We start from the raw sequence: 19,704 nt of genomic DNA on the forward strand, positions 1-19,704 counted from the left end.
CCGACCGATGACCGTTCTCGGATATTTGGCTAACGGGCTGGTCTTCAGTAGCATCATCGTCCTCGGCAGCATCGGGCTGTCCTTAGTGTACAGCATCGCCGACTTCGCGAACTTCGCGCACGGCGACACGATGACCATCGGCGCGTACACGTCGCTGGTGACGTTCGGCGCCATCGGTGGCCTCGGCGGCGCGGTGTTGGGGCTGCCGTACGGCTTCTTCGTCGCGCTCGTCGCCGGGATCGCGGTGGCCGCACTCGTCGCCGTCGGCACCGAGAAGCTGATCTACGAGCCGCTCGACATCGACTCGATCGGCCTGCTCATCACGTCGATCGGCATCGCGTTCATCTACCGCGCGGTGATCCAGATCCGGTTCGGCTCGGAGTCGACCGACTTCGACATCCAGGCGCTGCGGCCGATCGACGCGCTGTTGCCGTACGGCATCCGAGTGACGCTCCACGATGTCGCCATCGTCGTCTCGGCGGTGATCCTCGTCGTGGGACTCCACGTCCTGCTTCAGTACACCGACCTCGGACGGAAGATGCGCGCGATGGCGGACAACCCCGATCTCGCGCGCGTCAGCGGCATCCGGACGAAGCGGATCAAGCTCTGGACGTGGGTCATCGGCGCCGGCCTCGCCGGGGCCGGCGGCGTGTTCCTCGGGCTGTTCAACCAGCTCGCGCCCCGGATGGGCTTTAACCTCCTGCTCGTGATCTTCGCGGCGGTGATCCTCGGCGGGATCGGTTCCGTCTACGGGGCGATGGCCGGCGGGTTCCTCATCGGCATGATAAACCAACTGACGCCGTTCTTCTCCAACGTCGTGGAAGCGCTTCCGATCTGGCCGGGGTGGCTCGCGCGAGTGGCCGAGGGACTGGTCAGCATCGAGTACGCGAACGCGATCGCGTTCGTGATAATGGTTCTCGTGCTGTTGGTCCGGCCGAACGGCATCGCCGGGGAGGGGGCGACATGAGCCTCCTCGCGAACCCGAAAGAGACGCTTTCGGACCTGAGCCGCCCGGAGAAGTGGGTGCTCGGCGTGAGCGTCGCGTTCATGGTGTTCCTGTTCGGCGCGCTCGTCACCGGCGCGCTCGGCCCGGCGTACTTCCTGTTCCTCGTCGGACTGGCCGGGATGTACGCGCTGTTATCCTTCGGCCTCAACGCCCAGTGGGGCTTTACGGGCCTGATCAACTTCAGCGTCGCCGCGTTCTTCGGTATCGGCGCGTACGGCTCGGCGCTGATGACGGCCGACAGCTCGCCGATCGCCGGCGGACTCAACCCGATCATCGGCCTCGTGGTCGCGCTCGTGGTCGCGCTCGTGTTGGCGCTTTTGATCGGCATTCCGACGCTTCGGCTGCGCGCCGACTACCTCGCGATCGCGTCGCTCGGCCTCGCGGAGGTCGTGCGGCTGATCGTGCTCAACGAGCGCTGGCTGACGAACGGGAGCGCCGGCCTCCGCGGTATCCCCGGCTTCTTTAAAGGATGGCCGGTGCTCTCGTCGTTCCCGGAGACGATGCCGGGGCTGCGGCTGGTGATCATACCCGGATCGCCGATACTGCTCGAAACGTCGTTCTGGCGCGCGTCGCTGAACGTCCTGCTCGTGTTCGCGTTCGCCGGCGGGACCTACCTCGTCTTGCGGCGGGCCCACCGCTCGCCGTGGGGGAGGGTGCTGCGCACGATTCGGTCCGACGAGGACCTCGCGCGGGCGCTCGGGAAGAACACCTACTCGTTTAAGATGCAGTCGTTCATTCTGGGCAGCCTGATCATGGCGCTCGCGGGCGTGTTCTACACGCACCTGAACCTGTACGTCGGACCGGGCGATCTGGACCCGATCACGACGTTCTACGCCTGGGTCGCGGTGATCTTGGGCGGCAGCGGCTCCAACCGCGGCGCGCTCTTCGGCGGCATCGTCATCGTCACGATCCGCGAGGGGACGCGCTTCCTGAACGAGGTGCCCGTGATCGACCCCGCGCCGCTTCGGCTGCTGTTGATCGGGGTCGTGATCGTCGCGGTCATGCGATACCGGCCACAGGGTGTCCTCCCGCCACAGCGGGAGCTGATCTGGCCGAACGCGATAGACGATCGCGGGGCGCCGGAACGACCGGAGAGCGGCGTCCGCGAACAGAAAGGGGGTGGGGACGATGAGTGAGGGTGCCCTCCCGAAAGACGACGTCGTCCTGCGCGTCGACGACCTCCAGAAGTCGTTCGGCGGGCTGGCGGCGACCGACCACGCGACGTTCGAGGTCGAGCGCGGAACGATCACCGGCCTCATCGGTCCGAACGGCGCCGGTAAATCGACGCTGTTCAACCTCATCTCCGGCTTCTACGAGCCGGACGGGGGGACCGTGGAAGTGAACGGGACCGACGTGACCGGCATGGAGCCGTACGAGGTTGCCGACCACGGGCTCATCCGGACGTTCCAGACGCCGCGGAAACTGGAAGGGATGACCGTCCGCGAGGCGATGCTCGTCGGACCGCGGGAACAGCCCGGCGAGTCGTTCGTCTCGCTTTTCACCTCGCCCGGCGCGGTCGACGAGGCCGAGTCGGCGAACCTCGCCGAGGCGGAGCGGATCTTGGAGGACTTCGAGATCGACCACCTCGCGACGCAGCCGGCGACCGACATCTCCGGCGGCCAGATGAAACTCGTCGAGCTCGCACGCGCGATGCTCGCCGAGCCGGAAGTCCTCCTGCTGGACGAGCCGGTGGCCGGGGTGAATCCGACGCTCGCGAAGAAACTGAAAACGCAGATTCGGCGGCTCAACGAACAGGGGACGACGTTCCTGCTCATCGAACACGACATGGAGTTCGTGATGGATCTCGCGGACCCGATCGTGGTCTTAGACCAGGGACACGTCCTGACTGAGGGGACTCCCGACGGAGTCCGCAACGACGAGCGCGTCATCGACGCGTATCTCGGAGGTGGCGCATGAGCGACGAACCCACAGCGCCCGCGGGGGCCAACGGCGGAACCGATCCCGTCCTCTCGCTGTCGAGCGTCGACAGCGGGTACGGCGAGGTGCAGGTGCTCGACGACCTCTCGATCCGGCTCGATCCGGGCGAGATCGTCTGTCTCGTCGGTCCGAACGGGGCCGGGAAGTCGACCGTCCTCAAGACGGCGTTCGGCATGCTGACCCCCTGGGTCGGCAGCGTCGAGTACCACGGCCGCGAGATCGGCGGGATGGCGCCGGAAGCGATCGTCCGCGAGGGGATCGGCTACGTCCCCCAGACCGACAACGTGTTCGGCTCGCTGACGATAGACGAGAACCTCCGGATGGGCGGCGTCGCCCGCGACGGCGGGCTCGACGAGGTGATCGAGACGCTGTACGACCGCTTCCCGATCATCGACCGGAAGCGGAAGGCGAAGGCGCGGACGCTCTCCGGCGGCCAGCGACAGGTGCTGGCGTTCGCGCGGGCCCTGGTGATGGAGCCCGACGTGCTGCTCATCGACGAGCCGTCCGCGGGGCTCGCGCCCAACACCGCCGACGACGTGTTCGAGGACGTCCAAGAGGTCAACGACATGGACACGGCGATCCTCATGGTCGAGCAGAACGTGACCAAGGGGCTCGGCATCTCCGACCGCGGGTACGTCCTCGACCAGGGGACCGTCCGCTTCGAGGGCACCCCGGACGAACTGTTGAACGACGAGGAGGTCTCACAGCTGTACCTGGGCGGCTGAGACCCCGACCGCTCTCTTCTCGCACCGCTTCTCGAATGGCGTCCGGCATCGGCCGATACGCGTTCGCGCTCGCCCCCCTCGCAGCCGCCGCGCTGTGGGGCGGGATGTACGTCGTCAGCAAGTGGGGGTTCGCGCTGATCCCGCCGGTGACGCTCGGCTTTCTCCGGGTCGCCGTGGGCGCCGGCGCGCTCTCTCTCGTCGTCGCCGGGCGCGGCGGCTCGACGCCGTCTCGCGACGAGTGGCCGACCTTCGTCGCGCTCGGCGGCTGGGTGACCCTGACGGTCGCGACGCAGTTCGTCGGGACGGAACTGACCAACGCCAGCCAGGGGTCGCTGCTGACGGTCCTGACCCCCGTGTTCACGGTGCTGCTCGGGGCGGCCGTCCTCGGGGAGCGCGTCACGGCGGCGAAGGCCGGCGGCATGACCCTCGCCGGCGTCGGCACCGCCGTCGTCTTAGCCGGCCAGTACGACCTGGCGTCGACCGCCGCGGGCAACGCCGCCGGCGTGGCGCTGCTCCTGATCGGGAGCGCGGCGTGGGCGGGCTACACCGTCTGGGGCGTCCGCGCGGTGCGGCGTCACGGCGCGCTGCGGGCGGCGACGTACTCCTCACTGGCGAGCCTCCCGCTGCTCGGCGCCCTCGCCGTCGGCGAACTGTGGTACCTCGGCGTGTCGCCGACCGACATCCCGCTGACGCCGGCGTCGGTCGCGGCCGTCGCGTACCTCGGGCTGGGAGCGACGGCGGCCGCGTGGTTCCTCTGGTATAAAGGCTTAGAGTACGTGCCCGCGGGGACGGTCGCCGTCTTCTTCTTCGCCCAGCCCGCGGTCGGGTCCGCGCTCGGAGCGGCCCTGCTCGGCGAGTCGCTCGGAACCGGGTTCGTCGTCGGCGCCGCCCTGATGTCGGCCGGTATCTGGACCGTGAGCCGGGAGCGTGCGAGCCCGACCGACGAGGCGGTCGACACGGCCGCGGAGTGACCGACCTCACGCCGCCCGCTTCTCTAACTCGCCGGTGAGGGCCGTGGCGTCGAACTCGTGGTCGGGGCGTATCGCGACGAAGTCGAGGAACCGCCGGGCGGCCAGAATCTCGTCGGTCGAGTAGCTGTCGAGGGCGGCGTTGACAGCCCCTTGCGCGCCGATCAACGGTTCCAGCGCGGCGAGCGCGCTCGCGAGGTCGTACGAGCGGGCCGACTCGCGACCCGCCTCGCTCACGTTCGTCGCGTCGATGACGTAGAGGTCGCCGTCGCGCACGAGGACGTTCTCCGCGCGCAGGTCGCCGTGGGCGAGGCCCGCGTCGTGAATCGTCCGGAGCGTCTCGAACAGCCGCGGCGCGAGGGACTCGACGGTGTCGGGGTCGAGGTCGCCGAGCGTCCGGAACTCGGGGAGGTACTCCAACACGACGACGCCGAGGTCGCCGACCTCGAACGCCTCGATCGGTTCGGGGGCTTTGACCCCGATTTCGCGGACCTTCTCTGTCGCTTCCAACTCGTGGCGCGCCATCTCGTAGGGCGTCTCGTACCGCTCGAAGAACCCCTCGGTGCCGGCCGAAAAAGCGCCGAGGTTCCGCCCGGTGGTAAACAGCGCGTGCACGAGGGTGTTCTGTCGGGTGATCACCTTCACGAACAGGTCGTCGTCGACGACCATCGGCGTGGAGAGCCAGTTGTCGGCGTCGAGGAAGCGAACGCGCATTCCGTCGCGGTCGTAGCGGTCGGCCAACTCGCGGACGACCCGCTCGATGTCGGGCCAGTCGACCCGACCGCGCACGATCCGACGGAACTCCATACCCCCTCCGAAGTGGTCGCGACTCATAAATGGTCACCTCGGAACCGCAGGCTCGGTCGCGACGAGCGTCCTGGCTCCTTCTCACCGTCTCCCGCCGAATCGATAATGGTCGTTCGTATTGTTTATGCCCTCGCGTCGCAATTCTTGCCCATGGACTTCGAGCTGCCCGCAGAACACCGCATGATACGCGACACCGTTCGCGAGTTCTGCGAGGAGGAGATCCGACCGATCGCCCAGGAGATAGAGGACGAACACCGGTTCCCGGACGAGGTGTTCGCCGACCTGAACGACCTCGACATGATGGGCGTCCCGGTGAGCGAGGAGTACGGCGGACTCGGCGGCGACCAGCTCATGTACGCCCTCGTCACCGAGGAACTCGGACGCGTCTCCGGGGGTATCGGGCTCTCCTTCGCCGCTCACACCTCGCTCGGCGCGAAGCCGATCGAACTGTTCGGCACCCAAGAACAGAAGGAGACGTGGCTCCGCCCGCTCGCCGAGGGCGGCGAACTCGGAGCGTGGGCGCTCACGGAGCCGGGAAGCGGCTCTGACGCCTCCGACATGGACACGACCGCCGACTACGACGCCGACGCCGACGAGTACGTGTTGAACGGCACGAAGCAGTTCATCACGAACGCGAGCGTCGCCAACAGCGTGCTGGTGAAGGCCGTCACCGACCCGGACGCGGGCTACGACGGCATCTCGACGTTCATCGTCTCGCCCGACGACGACGGGTTCGAGGTGACGACGGTCTGGGACAAGATGGGGCTCAACTGCTCGCCGACCTGCGAGATCGCCCTCGACGACGTGCGACTTCCGGCGGACCGGCTGCTCGGCGCGGAGGGCGACGGCTGGAAACAGACGATGAAGACGCTCGACGGCGGTCGGATTTCGATCGCCGCGCTCTCGGTCGGGCTCGCGCAGGGCGCCTACGAGGCCGCGAAATCGTACGCCGGCGAGCGCGAGCAGTTCGGGAAGCCCATCGGGAAGTTCGACGCGATCCGCGACAAGGTGGTCCACATGCACCGACAGACGGAGCGCGCCCGACTGCTCACGTATAAGGCCGCGACCCGGTACGACAACGGCGAATCGGTCACCAAGGAGTCGGCGCTGGCGAAACTCGACGCCAGCGAGGCCGCGCGCGAGGTGGCCGAGGAGGCGGTCCAGACGCTCGGCGGGTACGGCTACACCACCGACTTCGCGCCGCAGCGCTTCTACCGCGACGCGAAGCTGATGGAGATAGGCGAGGGGACGAGCGAGATCCAACACGTCGTGTTGGGCCGCGAGTTGGGGCTGTAGCGCCGGCTCACGGGGTTCGGAACTGCGCCGGCTGCCGGCCCGTCTGGCACTTATAAATTCCGCTCGATGTAGCGGTTCAGCGACGCGACCTTGTCGGCGTCGAAGGTCCAGAGCCCCTGCCACGTCCGCGGCTCGGTCTCGACCGCGAGCAGCGCCACGCCGCCTTCGACGCCGCGTTCGAGGTCGCTCCCGGCGTCTCTCTCGACCGGTTTCGCTCCCCCTTCCGGGCGGAACGCCACGAACCAGCTGTCGGTGAAGTCCGGGCCGTCGCCGGCGTGGATCACCGCGTCGAGGTCGGTCGGCAACTCGTCCGCGACGCCGTACAAGTGCGTGTCGACGCCGGCCTCAGGGACGCGCTCGTACACCTCGCGCGTCCCGATCTCGTCGTTGAGCCGCGAGAGCCGCTGGAACGACGAGCGGAGCGTCCCGCTGCCGGCCGTCCACGCGGCGCGCTCGATGAACCGCGAGATGGTGATGAGGAGGAGCTTCTGTCGGTTCGACTCGGGATACCCGCGCAGGGAGAACGCGGTGTCGGTGAGCCCGCTCACCACCGACGGCAGTTCGACCTCGCTGAGCGGTCGGCTCCCGGTAACGTAGAGGTCCGAGTTCACGAGCAGCAGCACCTGGCTGAGTTCGTCCAGCGTGGACCCGGCGATCACTCGGTCCTCTTCGATGAGCAGCGTGAGGTTCTCTAAGGTTTCGGGGTCGTCTCCCTCGAAGGGGACGTCGTCGTGTTGGCGAAGCGCCTCGACGTCGATCACGGGGCGGTTCCCCCCTGCGGCCGACACCTGTCCGCCCCCGTCGTCTGCGACGCGGCCGCCCTCCTCGTCGGCGGTCGGACCGACGGGGTCGTCTGTCCTGCAGTCGATGCGTTCGGTCGTCAGCTCGCCGGTGGCGAGCCCGTCCTCGTAGTCAGACAGTTCACCGGGGTTGTGCCCGGACTGCCCGCCGTCGGCGCGTTCGTTTTGCTCCGCGTTCGAGTCGTCGACGGTTCGCATGGTTCCACTGACCACGTCCACCGCGCTCTCTCCGAAGGTGTCGACGAGCATGTTCAAGACGAGGTCCGGGTCGGTGCGGTTGACCACGACGATGGTCCTGTCGGGCCCGTCGAACTGGTCGAGGAACTGTGCGAGCGTCACGTATCCGGACGTGGCTACTTTCCTTCATAAGGGTTCCTTCGTGGTTATCTCGGGTGAGAATCAGGCTGAAAACGGGCGACAAACTGCCGTCAGCGGCGACTTACGCGCCGACCGCGTCTTCGAGCAACTGCAGCGGGTGTTTGATCTCGTAGCCCGTCCCGTGTTCCATCTGCATCGCGCAGGTCGGGCACTCGGTCATGCCCACGTCGCCGTCCGCGTCCTCCATGTGTTCGAACATCTCGGCGCCGATCTTCATCGACTTCTCGTACTTCTCTTCTTTCCACCCGTAGGTCCCGGAGATCCCCGAACAGGAGTCGCCCACGTCCTCCATCGTGACGCCGTCGACGTCGCGGAACGTCTCGACCGCCTGCCGAGAGAGGCCCTGGTTGCGCGCGTGACACGGGGCGTGGTAGGCAAACGACTGTTCGTCCGCGAGTTCGCTCTCCGCCAGCTCGCCATCGAGGTCCTCGTGAATCCGGAGGTATTCGAGCGCTTCGTAGGTGTGCTCGGAGACGTCTTCGATCCCGTGGATGTCGAACAGTTCGGGGTACTCCTGTCGCAGCGACAGCGAACAGGAGGTACAAGAGGCGATCACGTCGGCGCCCTCGCCGATGGCCTTGACGAGGCTCTCGACGTTCGTCTCGGCGTGCCGGCGCGCGTCTTTCAACATCCCGTTCGCGAACATCGGCGTGCCCGAACACTTCTGTGGCGGGACCATCACCTCGTAGCCGAAGTGCTCGTAGACCCGGACCATCGCCTTGCCGACCTCCGGCGTGTTGAAGTTGGAGTAGCAGCCGTGGAAGTAGGCGACGCGCTTGTCGGGGTTCTGTACCTGTGCCCCGCCGCGTGCCTTCCACCACTCGCGGAACGTCTCGGTGGCGAACTCGGGGAAGTCGCGCTCCTTGGGAATCCCGAGCGCCTTCTCCATCCCCCAGCGGACCGGCCCGAAGTTCATCACGAACGAGGCGGTTCGCGGGAAGACGCTCGCCAGCCGCGCCGAGGTGCGGTAGTTCGCGAGCACGCGGTTGCGGATATACTCCACAGACAGCTTCTCCATCTGTTCTTCGACGTACTGGCCGCGCGCCTCGTTGTGCATCTGCGAGAGCGGCACCGAGGAGGGACACGCGTCGTCACAGCGCATGCAGTTCGAACAGGAGGTGATCGACTCGTCGATGTCGTGGTCCTCCTTGCGCTTGAGCCGCCACTGCTCGGGGCCCTGGAACTTCGGTCCGGGGAACTCCTCGTCGACCTCGGCGACCGGACAGGAGGTGTCACAGCTCGTGCATTTATAACAGGAGTCGGCGCCCTCTCGGAGGTCGAGGTCGCCGCCGGGGAACACGTCCACCGGGTCGTACGCGTCCGGGTCGAGTTCGGTCGAGTCGCTCCCGCCCGTCGCGCTCTCGACGCCGCCGTCGGTGGCGGCCTGCTCCGGCGTCGCCTCGTCGTGGGGCCCGTTCGTCTCGTCGGTCGCTCCGTCGTCGTCCGTGTGTCGTGTCATTGGCTTGCCTCTTTCGCCGCCCGTCGTCCCGCAACTACCCCGGTCGCGAGCGACACCCCGCTCGCGGACTTCTCGCGTGCCACGTCCGCGCCGCCGACGACGCCGCCGGCCGCGAAGACGTTCTCGTAGGCCGGCGCTCCGGCCGCGTCAAGCGCGCGCCCGTCCTCGTCGATTCGCACGCCGAACCGCGCGTACGGCTGGTCGCCGAACGCGTCGTCGACGAACCACTCGTAGCGGTCCGCCGGCTGTTCGACGTGCAGCCCGAACGCGGGTTCGGTGACGCCCTCGCGGTCCGAGTCGAGCCCCTTGCCGACGAGGCCGCCGGTCGCGAGCACGAACGCGTCGGCGCCGTAGGGTGTCTCGCGGCCCTTCCGGTCGACCGAGACCGTCTCGATAGCGCCGTCAGACTGGGCCTCGATCCCGACGACCGGATTCCCGGTCTCGAACCGGACGCCCGCCTCGTCGAGAGCGTCGTACAGCCGGTCTTCGAGCCGGAGGCCCGGCAGGCTCGGCGGCCCCATCGGAATCTCGAACACGTCGGCACCGAGCCGGTCGGCCAACTCCTCGCGGACCGCTTCGCCGTGCTGATCGCCGAGGAACGCCGGGAACCCGACGCGCTCGACGCGGTCGACGCCGCCCGCCTCGTCGACCACGTCGTGAAGATGCGGCGCGACCGCCTTCGCCAGCGCTTCGCGCGCCGGAACGCCGTCGATTTCCTCGTCGTGGTCGAGCGCCTTCGCGAGCCGGGTGATCTTCGTGTCCGCCCGGAACGCCTCGGCGAACTCGACTTCCGCGCCGGCGACGTCGAAGGGGACGCCCGCCGCCTCTAACCGGCCGGCGAAGGCGCGAGCGTCGTAGTCGGTGAGCGACCGGAACCCGACGATCAGGGTCGGGCGGTCGTCGCTCGCGATGCCGGCCTCGGCGGCCGCCGGGTAGCGCGCCGTGGGTTTCACGCTCCCGCCGAACGTCGGGACCAGCGCGTTGCGGTCGGTGTGGCCCCCGCGATACATCTCGCCGGTCAACTCGTCGAACAGGGACAGCCCGTCCCCGAGCGCGTCGGCGCCGACGGTCCGGTACGGGTGCGACTCGGGCAGCCGACCGATCGCCTCGAAGGGGTCCGCGAGCGGCCCCTCCGGGTCGGGCCAGTCGTCGGGGTCGAGCTCGCGACCCGCCGTCGGCGGCCCCTCGCGGAGCGGCTGTGCCGGCTCCGTGGCCGGCACGTATCCGAGCGCGTCTATCAGGCCGGACGCCTGTCTGAGCGTGCTCGACTTGTGGGAGACGAGGCGCACGTCGGCGCCCTCGCGGGCGGCCGCGGCGGCCGCGGTGATGGCTGCGAGCCCCCCGCCGACGACCAGTACGTCGCTATCTATCGCCATGGGACCCTCCGGTTGCCGCGTCGTCCGCTGCCCGGCCACCATCGGTGCTCGCGTCGTCTGCTGCCCGACCACCGTCGGTGCCCGCGTCGTTCGCTGCCCGGCCACCATCGGCCGCGGCCGCCCCGCTCTCGCCACCACCTGAGCCGGGGGACGCACCTCCGGACCCGGTGTCGAACGCCGCGAAGTCGACGTCGGCGTCGAGGCCTGCCGGGTCGCCGTCGCGGTTCATCGTCGTCGCGTGCAGCAGGTGGTTCAACATCGCCTGCGAGAGCTGTCGACCCCACAGCGCGTGGCGCTGGCCCTTCCAGCGTTCCTGGTACAGTTCGTCCTCGGCGTCCCGGACGACCGGCTCCGGGTACTCCTGGGCCAACTCCGACGCGATCCGGTGCGTACAGAAGCCGCCCTGGCAGTTCCCCATTGAGGCGCGCGTGCGCAGGCGGACCGCGTTGAGGTCGCTGCCGGCCTCGTCGATCGCGTTCCGCACCTCCGCGCGGGTGACGCCCTCGCACTCGCAGACGACGGGGTTCGGGTCGGCAGTCGAGAGCACGTCGTCCGCTCGCGAACCGAGCCGCTGGCCCGAGCGCCGCGCGACCGGCGAGCGGAGCCCGAACTCGTCCATCAGCTCCTCCATCCGCGCCGGGCTCTCCGAGCCGGGAAGCGGCGCGTCGGCGGTGTCGCAGGTCGCCTCGTGGCCGAGCGTGTCACAGACGTGGTCGCTGATCGACTCGGCCATCATGCGGTAGGTGGTGAGCTTCCCGCCGACGATGGTCGTCATCCCCGGCAGGTCGTCGCGGTCGCCGTGGTCCAAGAGGAAGTAGTCGCGCGTGATGTCGGTCGGGTCCTCGGTGCCGGTTCCCGGCGGCTCGTAGAGGGGTCGAACGCCCCAAAACGAGCGGAGCGTCCGGGCGTCTTTCAGCGCGGGCACCAGCTCGGAGAGCGTCTCGATCATGAGATCGACCTCCCAGTCCTCCTCGGGGTAGTCCTCGGGGTCGTCGACCTCCTCGTCAGTCGTGCCGAGGATACAGGCGGTCTCGTGTGGCACGACGATGTCGGCGTCGCCCTTCGGCCGACAGCGGTTGATCACGGTGTCGACCTGCCGGGTGTTCATCACCGTCATCACGCCCTTCGAGGGGCGCACCTCCACGTCGACGCCGGCCATCTCCCCGACGTTCCCCGCCCACGCGCCGGTCGCGTTGACGACGTGACGCGCGCGGATCTCTTCTTTCGTGCCGGGTTCGCGGTGGACTCGCTTGCCGGGGCCGGTCTCGTGTTCGATCTCGACGCCGACGACCTCGCCGTCCTCGACGAGCACGTCGGTCACCGGGGCGTGGGTCTCGATCCGCGCGCCGTGCTCGCGGGCGTCCGCGGCGTTGGAGACGCAGAGCCGGAACGGGTCGACCGCGCCGTCGGGCAACGCAATCGCCTTGTCGATGTCGCGCGCGAGGTACGGCTCGCGTCGCCGCGCCTCTTCGCCGTCGATGACCTCCGCCGGAATGTCGCACGCGCGGCACCCCTCCAGCTTCTCCTGGAAGTACTCTTCCGAGTCCTCGGGACGCTTGACGAACATGCCGCCCGTCTCCTCGACGCAGTGTGCGGCGATGTCGCGGAGCACGCGATTCTCCTCGATACACTCTTTCGCGCTCTTCTGGTCCGACACCGCGTACCGCCCGCCGCTGTGTAAGAGCCCGTGCATCCGTCCCGTCGTGCCGTGCGTCAGATTCCCCTTCTCGACGAGCACCGTGTCGAGCCCCCGTCGAGCGAGGTCCCTGACGACGCCGCAGCCCGTCGATCCCCCACCGACGACGACGACGTCCACCTGTTGGTCCATACCTTTCAGGTATAGACCCCGTCCACTTTACTTTACCTCCTAGTGGGTGTCGAGCATAACTATCAGGGTCATTCAAGTTGAACAACGCTTTCCGGAATACGTTTGTTTATAAGTAATGTTTTTCTCTTGCTCGTTGAGACGGATTTTAACAGCAAGATTATTATGGTAGTACATTATGTTCACGAGTGGCGTGGTAGCTTCCGTGAAGATATGTCGCGGCGGCGGCGACAGGACCTCACCGATCGAGCCACGACGGCGCGCCCGATCGGTGGGCGGCCGGTTGCGGCGGTGTGACCGGCTGTTCGGGGGACACAACGGTCTCCCGGTCGGCGACTATCGTGCGGCTGTCGCCGGCGTCGCACGCGGACCAGCGCCACACGAGGGATCCAATACATGACACAGTATGTCGGTGCGATAGACCAGGGGACGACCGGTACCCGATTCATGGTGTTCGACCATGAGGGACAAGTCGTCGCGAACGCGTACGAACAGCACGAACAGATCTACCCGAATCCGGGATGGGTCGAACACGACCCGATCGAGATCTGGGAAAACACGAAGCAAGTCGTTCTCGACGGCCTGGCGGACGCGGGCCTCGAAGCGAGCCAGCTCGAAGCACTCGGAATCACCAACCAGCGCGAGACGACGATCGTCTGGGACAAAGACTCCGGAAAGCCGGTCCACAACGCGCTCGTGTGGCAGGACCGGCGGACGACGGACAGAGTCGAGGAGATTCAGGAGGCGGGCAAAGTCGAAGAGATCCGCGAGAAGACCGGACTGGAGTGTGACGCCTACTTCTCCGCGACCAAGACCGAGTGGATCCTCGACAACGCGGAGCCGCTCAAGATGCAGAGCTCCCGCGGCGGCGACCTCCGTGACCGCGCTCGCGAGGGCGAGCTGCTCATGGGGACCATCGACGCGTGGCTCATCTACAACCTGACGGGCAACCACATCACGGACGTCACCAACGCCTCCCGGACGATGCTGTACAACATCCGGGAGATGGAGTGGGACGACGAACTCTTAGACGAGTTCGACGTGCCCAAAGAGATGGTACCCGAAGTCCGGCCGTCCTCCGACGAGGAGTACTACGGCCACACCGACGCGGACGGGTTCCTCGGCGAAGAGGTTCCCGTCGCCGGCGCGCTCGGCGACCAGCAGGCCGCGCTGTTCGGACAGACCTGCTTTGATAAAGGCGACGCGAAGAACACCTACGGCACCGGCGCGTTCTACCTGATGAACACCGGCGAGGAGGCCGTCGCCTCCGACAACGGCCTGCTCACGACCGTCGGGTTCCAGATGTCCGGCGAGCCGGTCCAGTACGCGCTGGAGGGGTCCATCTTCATCGCCGGCGCGGCGATCGAGTTCCTCGAAGATATCGACCTCATCAACAACGCGGCCCAGACCGCGGAGCTGGCCCGGTCGGTCGACTCGACCGACGGCGTCTACATGGTCCCGGCGTTCACCGGGCTCGGCGCCCCGCACTGGGACGGCCGCGCTCGCGGGACCCTCGTCGGGATGACCCGCGGGACGACGAAAGAACACATCGTCCGCGCGACGCTCGAATCGATCGCCTACCAGACCCGCGACCTCGCGGAGGCGATGGAGGCCGACTCCGGCGTCGAGATGACGAGCCTCCGCGTCGACGGCGGCGCGGTCAAGAACAACTTCCTCTGTCAGCTCCAGTCCGACATCATCCAGACGGACATCGTCCGGCCCGAGGTCGACGAGACTACCGCGCTCGGCTCGGCGTACGCCGCCGGCCTCGCGGTCGGCTACTGGGACACCGTCGACGAGCTCCGCGACAACTGGCAGGTCGACCGGGAGTTCTCCCCGGAGAAGGAGCAGGAAGACGTCGACAAGCTGTACGACCGCTGGGACGACGCGGTCGAGCGCTCCCTGAACTGGGCCCAGGAGGAAGCCTAAATGAACGAGCTGCTCCTACAGATCCCGATCATCGGGATGGAGGTAGAGCCGTTCCTGCTGCTCCTCATCACCGCGCTGGCCGGCGGGGCGTTCGGCGCCGCCATCGGCGCGCTCCCGGCGTTCATCTTCACCGGGTTCGTCGTCTTCCTGGGTGAGGGGATCGGGATCCTCCAGCGCCAGATCGGCGCACTCGAGGTCATCCCGGCCGGCGAGCTCGCGGCCGGCATCACGGGCGTCATCGGCTTCGGTGCGATCACCGGGCCGCACATCGCCTTCGCGGGCGGTGTGGCCGCCTCGGCGTACGCCGGCAAGAAGTACCCGGACATGAACCCCGCCGACGCGGGCTACCACTTCGGGAAGGACATCACCTACGCGTTCGGTACGAAGCCCGACATCCTCGCGGTGGGTGCGGTCTTCGGCGTGATCGGCGTCCTCATCAACCGCGTCGCCGGCGGCCTCATCGCCATCGCCGGCGTCCCGGTCACCGACACCATCGCCCTGACCGTCGTCCTGAGCGCCTTCCTCGCGCGGGTCGCCTTCGGCTACCCGCTCGTCGGGAACCCGTTCGGCGACGGCCTCCTCGACATGTCGCCGTTCGAGCGCGACGAGCCGCACCCGAAGGCCGACGGCGGCGCTGCCGAACACGCCGGGCGACCGGCGACCGAGCCGTGGCTGCCGCACCAGTACAAGTGGTCCGGCGTCACCGCCATCGGTCTCGTCGGCGGTATCCTCGGCGGCTACATCTGGATTCAGACGGGGAGCATCTTCCTCGGCTACGCGATCTCCGCGATCAGCCTGCTGTTCCTCCAGCTGGGCGTCGAGAAGATCCCGGTGACACACCACATCACGCTCATCGGCGCGGTCGGTGCCGTGGTGGTCGACCCCATCGCGGGCAGCGTCGTCGCGCTGCTCGCGGCCGGGGTGTTCGGTGCGGTCAGCGGCCTCATCGGTGAGGTCACCCAGCGGATGTTCTACGCGCACTCCGGCACGCACGTGGACCCGCCGGCGATGGCCATCGCCATCGCGATGGTGCTGGTGGCTATCCTCTCCATCATCGGCGTCCTGCCGAACGCGGGATACATCTGAAGACGGGATCGCACCGACGCGATCCCGCGACGCGGTCCGGCCGATCACCGACGGTCACGGCGTGGTACCACCACGCGGACCGAACGCCACCGCGGCGCCTCGTCGATCGGCGCGGCCGTTCCGAACTGCTTCGACCGCAGGCCAGTCGCCACGCGGTCGCAACGACACGACGCTGACGACCAAGCCGCCGGACGAACCAATGACACGTCACACGCGATGCGGCCGACGGCCAGCGGGACCCGGTAGCGACCGCGATTCACGCGGGTTTTATTTCAATACGATGGAGGGACAGCCGTGAACATCGACGACCGGATCGAGCGACGGCTCGGCTACGACGTCGGGGCGGGGGTCCTCGTCGATATCGACGCCGTCTCGCCGGTGTCACACACCGACTCGCCGGTGGGGCGGGGGCCAGCGATAGAGCGGCTCCTCGACCTCTTCGAGCCGGCGTTTTCCGGCTCGCTCCCCGCGGACGCCTACATCCACGGGCCGAAGGGGTCGGGGAAGTCGGCGATCACGTCGGCGCTTTTCGACGGGCTCTCGTCGCACAGCGGCCCGCAGCGAGCGATCCAGACCTCGACGCGGGCAGTCGAGCCGACGCCGCCCGGATTCGTGTACGTCGACGCCAGACACGCGTCGACGCGGTTCCGGCTCTATCACGCCGCGTTCGCCGCGGTCAGCGACGACACCGTCCCCGAACACGGAATCGGGACGGACGAACTGGTCGAGGCGCTGCGGGGCGCCGTCGACGCCCGCCACGACCTCGTCGTCGCCGTCGACCACGTGAACGAGCCGGAGACGCCGAGCGCGACGACCGTCGTCGAGTGGCTCTCCGCCCTCAGCGACCGGATCGTGCCGGTGTGTCTGGGACGCGACCCGCCGGACGATATCGAGTGGGAGCCGAACGAGACGGTCCAGTTCGAGCCGTACCGTCGCCACGTGCTCGTCGAACTCCTGACGAGTCGCTGTTCGACCGGCCTCGGGCGCGACGCGCTCACGCACGACCAGATCCGAGAGGTCAGCGAGTGGGCCGACGGCGACGCCCACGACGCGCTGGCGGCCATCGCCGGCGCGGCGATCACCGCGGAGCGCGCACGCGCCTCCACCGTGCGCCCGGAGGACCTCGATACGGGCATCGAGGCGGTCCCGCGTCCTGGGGTCGTCCTCGGACGAGTCCTCGCGCTCTCGGAGAGCCGCGGGCGACTCCTCTACGAACTCGTGCGGCTCTCCGACGAGGAGCGCGCCTCGGTGAGCGCGGCGACGGAGACGATCGCCTCGCGCGAATCGGTCGACCTGTCGGCCTCGACGATCCGCCGGGTGCTCTACGAGCTCGCGGACACCGGGCTGCTCGAACGCGTGACCGCGAAGCGGAGCGACGGCAAGGGGCGACCGCCGAGCCGGCTCGTCCCGCGGTTCCCGACGCTCGTGTTCCGCGAGCTGTTCGACCGCCCGACGTGGTAGGGCGGCGGGCTGTTCCGCTTTTTTCCGGCCGCCGAACGGCCGCGAGCGCAAGACTGTTCGGCCCCGTCTGCGAATTTGGCGTATGGTTCCGCCCCTCGCGCTGGATATCGACGGCACGCTGACGACGGCGAGCGGTCGGATCGACGCTCGCGTCTTCGAACTGTTGCCCGATTGGGACGCGCCGATCGTCTTCGCGACCGGGAAGTCGTTCCCCTACCCGGTCGCGCTGGCGCACTTTCTCGGCCGCGCGGAGACCGTCATCGCCGAGAACGGCGGCGTCGTCCACGTCGACGGCGAGACGACGGTCCTCGGCGACCCGACCGCTTCGCGGGCCGTCGTCGAGGCGTTCCGCGAGCGAGGCGGCGACCCGATCTGGGGGCCCGAAGACACGGTCAACCGCTGGCGGGAGACCGAGGTCGCGGTGTCGCTCGACGCCGACGAGTCGCTGTTGCGCGCGGCCGCCGCGAGCACCGACGACGTAGAGGTCGTCGACACCGGCTACGCGTATCACGTCAAATCGACCGGCGTGAGCAAGGGCCGCGCGCTCGAACGGGTCGCCGACGCGCTCGGTCTCGACCCCGGCGCGTTCGTCGCCGTCGGCGACAGCGAGAACGACGCCTCGACGTTCGCGGTCGCCGGCGAGTCGTACGCGGTCGCCAACGCTGACGAGACCGCGCGCGACGCCGCGGACACCGTGGTGTCGGCGTCGTACATGGACGGCACCGCCGGCGTGCTGGCGGACCTCAGGAAACGAAGCGAGTAAAAGGGGCGTCTCAGTCGTCGCCCTGCGCGTCGACGATCACGACCTCGCCGTCGTCGACGGTGACGTTGATGAGCGTCTTCACGTTGTAGTCGGTCTCGTCGAGCTCGTTGTCGCCGGCCTTCTTGATCACGGCGACCACGTCGACGACGTCGGCGCCGACCTCGTCGGTGAGCGCGTCGAGGATGGCCTTCATCGTGCCGCCCGTCGAGAGCACGTCGTCAAGCACGAGCACGCGGTCGCCCTCCTCGACGTCGTTGATGTACATCTCCGACTCCGAGTAGCCGGTCTCCTGGAATAACGGAACCTCGCCGTCGAGGCCGTACTGGCGCTTGCGGATGACGACGAGCGGGATGTCGGTCATCAACGAGAGCGCGGTCGAGATGTGGATCCCCATCGCCGCGGGGGTGACGATCTTGTCGACGTTCTCCAGTTCGGCCTTCCGGATGATCCGGATGACGATCTCGCGGAGGAGTTCCGGCTTGAGCATCGGAACCCCGTCGCTGATCGGGTGAACGAAGTACTGGTACTCGCCTTTCTCGATGATGGGCGCGTCGAGGAGCGACTGCCGCAACTGGTCCATGTCGCCGGTACTCGGGGGGATTAATAAAGCGTGGCGATTGTCCGGCCCCGTGAACCCCGATGGCACGGGCCGCGACCGGCGTCCCGTGAGTCGCCTCGGAAGTCGGTTCGCCCCTCCCGAGTCGGTGTGCGACGTCTCCTACTCGAACTCCCTACTCGAACTCCGGCTCTCGCTTCTCGACGAACGCGGCCATCCCCTCACGCTGGTCGTGGGTGCCGAAGAGCCCCGCCCACGCCCGCCGCTCCAAGGCGAGACCGGTCTCGGTCGCCCCGTCGCGGGCCGCGTCGAGCGCCTCCTTCGCGGCGCGGGTCGCGACGGCGGGCTTTGCGGCCAGCTCTCGGGACAGCTCCGCGATCCGCTCGTCGAACGCGTCGTCCGGGACGACCTCGCCGACCAGCCCGATATCCGCGGCCTCGCTGGCGTCGATCCGCTCGCCGAGGAAGACGAGCCGTCGCGCGGTCTCGTCGCCCACGAGCCGCGGGAGCCGCTGTGTCCCGCCCCAGCCGGGGATGATCCCGAGGTCGATCTCGGTCTGTCCGATCACCGCGCGCTCGGCGGCGACCCGGAGGTCACACGCGAGGGCGATTTCGGCGCCGCCGCCGAACGCGTACCCGTCGATTGCGGCGACCGTCGGCGCCGGGAACGACTCGATCGCGTTCGCGACGCGGTGACCGAGTTCGGCGTACGCCTGCGCCTCCGGCGTCGAGAGGTCGACCATGTACGAGATGTCCGCGCCGGCGATGAACGCCTCGTCGCCCGCGCCCGCGATCACCAACGCGCGAGCCCCCGCTTCCGCGGCCTCGTCGAGGGCGTCGCCGAGTGCTTCGAGCGCGTCGACCGTGAGGGCGTTGAGCTGTGCCGGCCGGTCGACGGTGATCGTCGCCATGCCGCTGTCGTCGTCGACGTCGAGAGTAATCGCCTCGCCTGTCATACGGCCCCGTCTCGCGGCGGCGTGAAAACCGTTCGGCAGCCGGCACTCGGGGGCGGCGGACGTTCGTCCGGCTCGCGCGCCGACTCAGGTCTGTTCGCGGCTCTCGATCTCGGCGTAGATGTACCACGCGACGGTGTAAACGCCCATGAAGAGCAGGTAGCCGACCACGAGCCCGACGAGTTGCCGGGAGCCGAGCCCGTCCGGCAGCGTCCGTGAGAGCAGCGCTAACGCCACGGCGAACACGACGAGCGAGAACAGCCCGGAGAGGGAGTAGACGCCCAGATCGGAGGTGAGACGTTCGCGCACGGGCGCACAAACGACGCCCGCTTTTAAACGCCCATCGGTCGCGGCGCGGCGTGGAGTGGCGTTCGGGTAC

18 protein-coding genes are annotated in these 19,704 nt (G+C 68.3%); 10 read left to right on the forward strand and 8 right to left on the reverse strand.

Going from position 1 to position 19,704, the window contains the following annotated elements; all coding sequences use genetic code 11:
- Positions 1-7 precede the first annotated feature (7 nt).
- The 5 genes from DOS48_RS18655 to DOS48_RS18675 are packed head-to-tail and all read left to right on the forward strand — an operon-like array spanning position 8 to position 4,640.
- On the forward strand, positions 8-967 hold the full coding sequence (locus DOS48_RS18655) for a branched-chain amino acid ABC transporter permease (RefSeq protein WP_127117189.1): 960 nt from the start codon (positions 8-10) through the stop codon (positions 965-967).
- Positions 964-2,142 carry a branched-chain amino acid ABC transporter permease gene (locus DOS48_RS18660; RefSeq protein ID WP_127117190.1) on the forward strand — a complete coding sequence of 393 codons (1,179 nt, stop codon included), beginning with the start codon at positions 964-966 and terminating at the stop codon, positions 2,140-2,142. The genes DOS48_RS18655 and DOS48_RS18660 overlap by 4 nt, the downstream gene beginning before the upstream one ends.
- The gene (locus DOS48_RS18665) at positions 2,135-2,923 is read left to right on the forward strand and encodes an ABC transporter ATP-binding protein (RefSeq protein WP_127117191.1); all 789 of its coding nucleotides are present in this window, start codon (positions 2,135-2,137) and stop codon (positions 2,921-2,923) included. Before DOS48_RS18660 ends, DOS48_RS18665 begins: the two co-directional genes overlap by 8 nt.
- Complete coding sequence (locus tag DOS48_RS18670) at positions 2,920-3,669, forward strand: ABC transporter ATP-binding protein (protein WP_127117192.1); 750 nt, start codon at positions 2,920-2,922, stop codon at positions 3,667-3,669. The genes DOS48_RS18665 and DOS48_RS18670 overlap by 4 nt, the downstream gene beginning before the upstream one ends.
- A gap of 35 nt (positions 3,670-3,704) precedes the next feature.
- Positions 3,705-4,640: a DMT family transporter gene (locus tag DOS48_RS18675; RefSeq protein ID WP_127117193.1), complete on the forward strand. Its 936-nt coding sequence runs from the start codon at positions 3,705-3,707 to the stop codon at positions 4,638-4,640.
- A 6-nt stretch (positions 4,641-4,646) separates the two neighbouring features.
- Here DOS48_RS18675 and DOS48_RS18680 read toward each other — a convergent pair whose 3' ends face one another.
- On the reverse strand, positions 4,647-5,444 hold the full coding sequence (locus tag DOS48_RS18680; RefSeq protein ID WP_127117194.1) for an RIO1 family regulatory kinase/ATPase: 798 nt from the start codon (positions 5,442-5,444) through the stop codon (positions 4,647-4,649).
- Between the two features lie 150 nt (positions 5,445-5,594).
- Between DOS48_RS18680 and DOS48_RS18685 the strand changes: the two genes are divergently transcribed.
- Positions 5,595-6,740 (forward strand): acyl-CoA dehydrogenase family protein, encoded by a 1,146-nt coding sequence (locus DOS48_RS18685; RefSeq protein WP_127117195.1) that lies wholly within the window; start codon positions 5,595-5,597, stop codon positions 6,738-6,740.
- Between the two features lie 50 nt (positions 6,741-6,790).
- Here DOS48_RS18685 and DOS48_RS18690 read toward each other — a convergent pair whose 3' ends face one another.
- The 4 genes from DOS48_RS18690 to glpA all read right to left on the reverse strand — a co-directional run bounded on the left by DOS48_RS18690 (position 6,791) and on the right by glpA (position 12,581).
- The gene (locus DOS48_RS18690) at positions 6,791-7,879 is read right to left on the reverse strand and encodes a hypothetical protein (RefSeq protein WP_127117196.1); all 1,089 of its coding nucleotides are present in this window, start codon (positions 7,877-7,879) and stop codon (positions 6,791-6,793) included.
- 100 nt (positions 7,880-7,979) lie between these two features.
- Positions 7,980-9,377: an anaerobic glycerol-3-phosphate dehydrogenase subunit C gene (locus tag DOS48_RS18695; RefSeq protein ID WP_127117197.1), complete on the reverse strand. Its 1,398-nt coding sequence runs from the start codon at positions 9,375-9,377 to the stop codon at positions 7,980-7,982.
- Positions 9,374-10,753: a glycerol-3-phosphate dehydrogenase subunit GlpB gene (gene glpB, locus DOS48_RS18700; protein WP_127117198.1), complete on the reverse strand. Its 1,380-nt coding sequence runs from the start codon at positions 10,751-10,753 to the stop codon at positions 9,374-9,376. Before glpB ends, DOS48_RS18695 begins: the two co-directional genes overlap by 4 nt.
- Positions 10,740-12,581, reverse strand: coding sequence for an anaerobic glycerol-3-phosphate dehydrogenase subunit GlpA (gene glpA, locus DOS48_RS18705; protein WP_127117199.1), 1,842 nt, complete (start codon positions 12,579-12,581; stop codon positions 10,740-10,742). The genes glpB and glpA overlap by 14 nt, the downstream gene beginning before the upstream one ends.
- A gap of 393 nt (positions 12,582-12,974) precedes the next feature.
- Between glpA and glpK the strand changes: the two genes are divergently transcribed.
- The 4 genes from glpK (at position 12,975) to DOS48_RS18725 (ending at position 17,817) form a co-directional block, all read left to right on the forward strand.
- Positions 12,975-14,507, forward strand: a complete 1,533-nt coding sequence (gene glpK, locus DOS48_RS18710) for a glycerol kinase GlpK (protein ID WP_127117200.1) — start codon at positions 12,975-12,977, stop codon at positions 14,505-14,507.
- Positions 14,508-15,593: a hypothetical protein gene (locus DOS48_RS18715; protein ID WP_127117201.1), complete on the forward strand. Its 1,086-nt coding sequence runs from the start codon at positions 14,508-14,510 to the stop codon at positions 15,591-15,593.
- Positions 15,594-15,887: 294 nt separating this feature from the next.
- Positions 15,888-17,054: a Cdc6/Cdc18 family protein gene (locus tag DOS48_RS18720; protein ID WP_127117202.1), complete on the forward strand. Its 1,167-nt coding sequence runs from the start codon at positions 15,888-15,890 to the stop codon at positions 17,052-17,054.
- Positions 17,055-17,136: 82 nt separating this feature from the next.
- Positions 17,137-17,817 (forward strand): HAD-IIB family hydrolase, encoded by a 681-nt coding sequence (locus DOS48_RS18725; RefSeq protein ID WP_127117203.1) that lies wholly within the window; start codon positions 17,137-17,139, stop codon positions 17,815-17,817.
- Positions 17,818-17,827: 10 nt separating this feature from the next.
- On the opposite strand, the gene hpt is transcribed toward DOS48_RS18725, so the two are convergent.
- From hpt to DOS48_RS18740, 3 genes are all read right to left on the reverse strand, one after another.
- Positions 17,828-18,397: a hypoxanthine/guanine phosphoribosyltransferase gene (gene hpt, locus DOS48_RS18730; RefSeq protein WP_127117204.1), complete on the reverse strand. Its 570-nt coding sequence runs from the start codon at positions 18,395-18,397 to the stop codon at positions 17,828-17,830.
- Positions 18,398-18,548: 151 nt separating this feature from the next.
- Positions 18,549-19,328, reverse strand: coding sequence for an enoyl-CoA hydratase/isomerase family protein (locus tag DOS48_RS18735; RefSeq protein ID WP_127117205.1), 780 nt, complete (start codon positions 19,326-19,328; stop codon positions 18,549-18,551).
- Positions 19,329-19,412: 84 nt separating this feature from the next.
- Positions 19,413-19,634, reverse strand: a complete 222-nt coding sequence (locus DOS48_RS18740) for a hypothetical protein (RefSeq protein ID WP_127117206.1) — start codon at positions 19,632-19,634, stop codon at positions 19,413-19,415.
- Positions 19,635-19,704: the final 70 nt, after the last annotated feature.

Origin of the sequence: Halorubrum sp. PV6, assembly GCF_003990725.2 — an archaeon.
In the GTDB taxonomy this organism is placed as follows: Archaea; Halobacteriota; Halobacteria; order Halobacteriales; family Haloferacaceae; genus Halorubrum.

Excerpts from the sequence above, each read along its gene's own strand:
- DOS48_RS18655 (WP_127117189.1), top strand. The coding sequence starts at position 8 with ATGACCGTTCTCGGATATTTGGCTAACGGGCTGGTCTTCAGTAGCATC.
- DOS48_RS18660 (WP_127117190.1), top strand. The coding sequence starts at position 964 with ATGAGCCTCCTCGCGAACCCGAAAGAGACGCTTTCGGACCTGAGCCGC.
- DOS48_RS18665 (WP_127117191.1), top strand. The coding sequence starts at position 2,135 with ATGAGTGAGGGTGCCCTCCCGAAAGACGACGTCGTCCTGCGCGTCGAC.
- DOS48_RS18670 (WP_127117192.1), top strand. The coding sequence starts at position 2,920 with ATGAGCGACGAACCCACAGCGCCCGCGGGGGCCAACGGCGGAACCGAT.
- DOS48_RS18675 (WP_127117193.1), top strand. The coding sequence starts at position 3,705 with ATGGCGTCCGGCATCGGCCGATACGCGTTCGCGCTCGCCCCCCTCGCA.
- DOS48_RS18680 (WP_127117194.1), bottom strand. The coding sequence starts at position 5,444 with ATGGAGTTCCGTCGGATCGTGCGCGGTCGGGTCGACTGGCCCGACATC.
- DOS48_RS18685 (WP_127117195.1), top strand. The coding sequence starts at position 5,595 with ATGGACTTCGAGCTGCCCGCAGAACACCGCATGATACGCGACACCGTT.
- DOS48_RS18695 (WP_127117197.1), bottom strand. The coding sequence starts at position 9,377 with ATGACACGACACACGGACGACGACGGAGCGACCGACGAGACGAACGGG.
- glpB (WP_127117198.1), bottom strand. The coding sequence starts at position 10,753 with ATGGCGATAGATAGCGACGTACTGGTCGTCGGCGGGGGGCTCGCAGCC.
- glpA (WP_127117199.1), bottom strand. The coding sequence starts at position 12,581 with ATGGACCAACAGGTGGACGTCGTCGTCGTCGGTGGGGGATCGACGGGC.
- glpK (WP_127117200.1), top strand. The coding sequence starts at position 12,975 with ATGACACAGTATGTCGGTGCGATAGACCAGGGGACGACCGGTACCCGA.
- DOS48_RS18715 (WP_127117201.1), top strand. The coding sequence starts at position 14,508 with ATGAACGAGCTGCTCCTACAGATCCCGATCATCGGGATGGAGGTAGAG.
- DOS48_RS18725 (WP_127117203.1), top strand. The coding sequence starts at position 17,137 with ATGGTTCCGCCCCTCGCGCTGGATATCGACGGCACGCTGACGACGGCG.
- hpt (WP_127117204.1), bottom strand. The coding sequence starts at position 18,397 with ATGGACCAGTTGCGGCAGTCGCTCCTCGACGCGCCCATCATCGAGAAA.
- DOS48_RS18735 (WP_127117205.1), bottom strand. The coding sequence starts at position 19,328 with ATGACAGGCGAGGCGATTACTCTCGACGTCGACGACGACAGCGGCATG.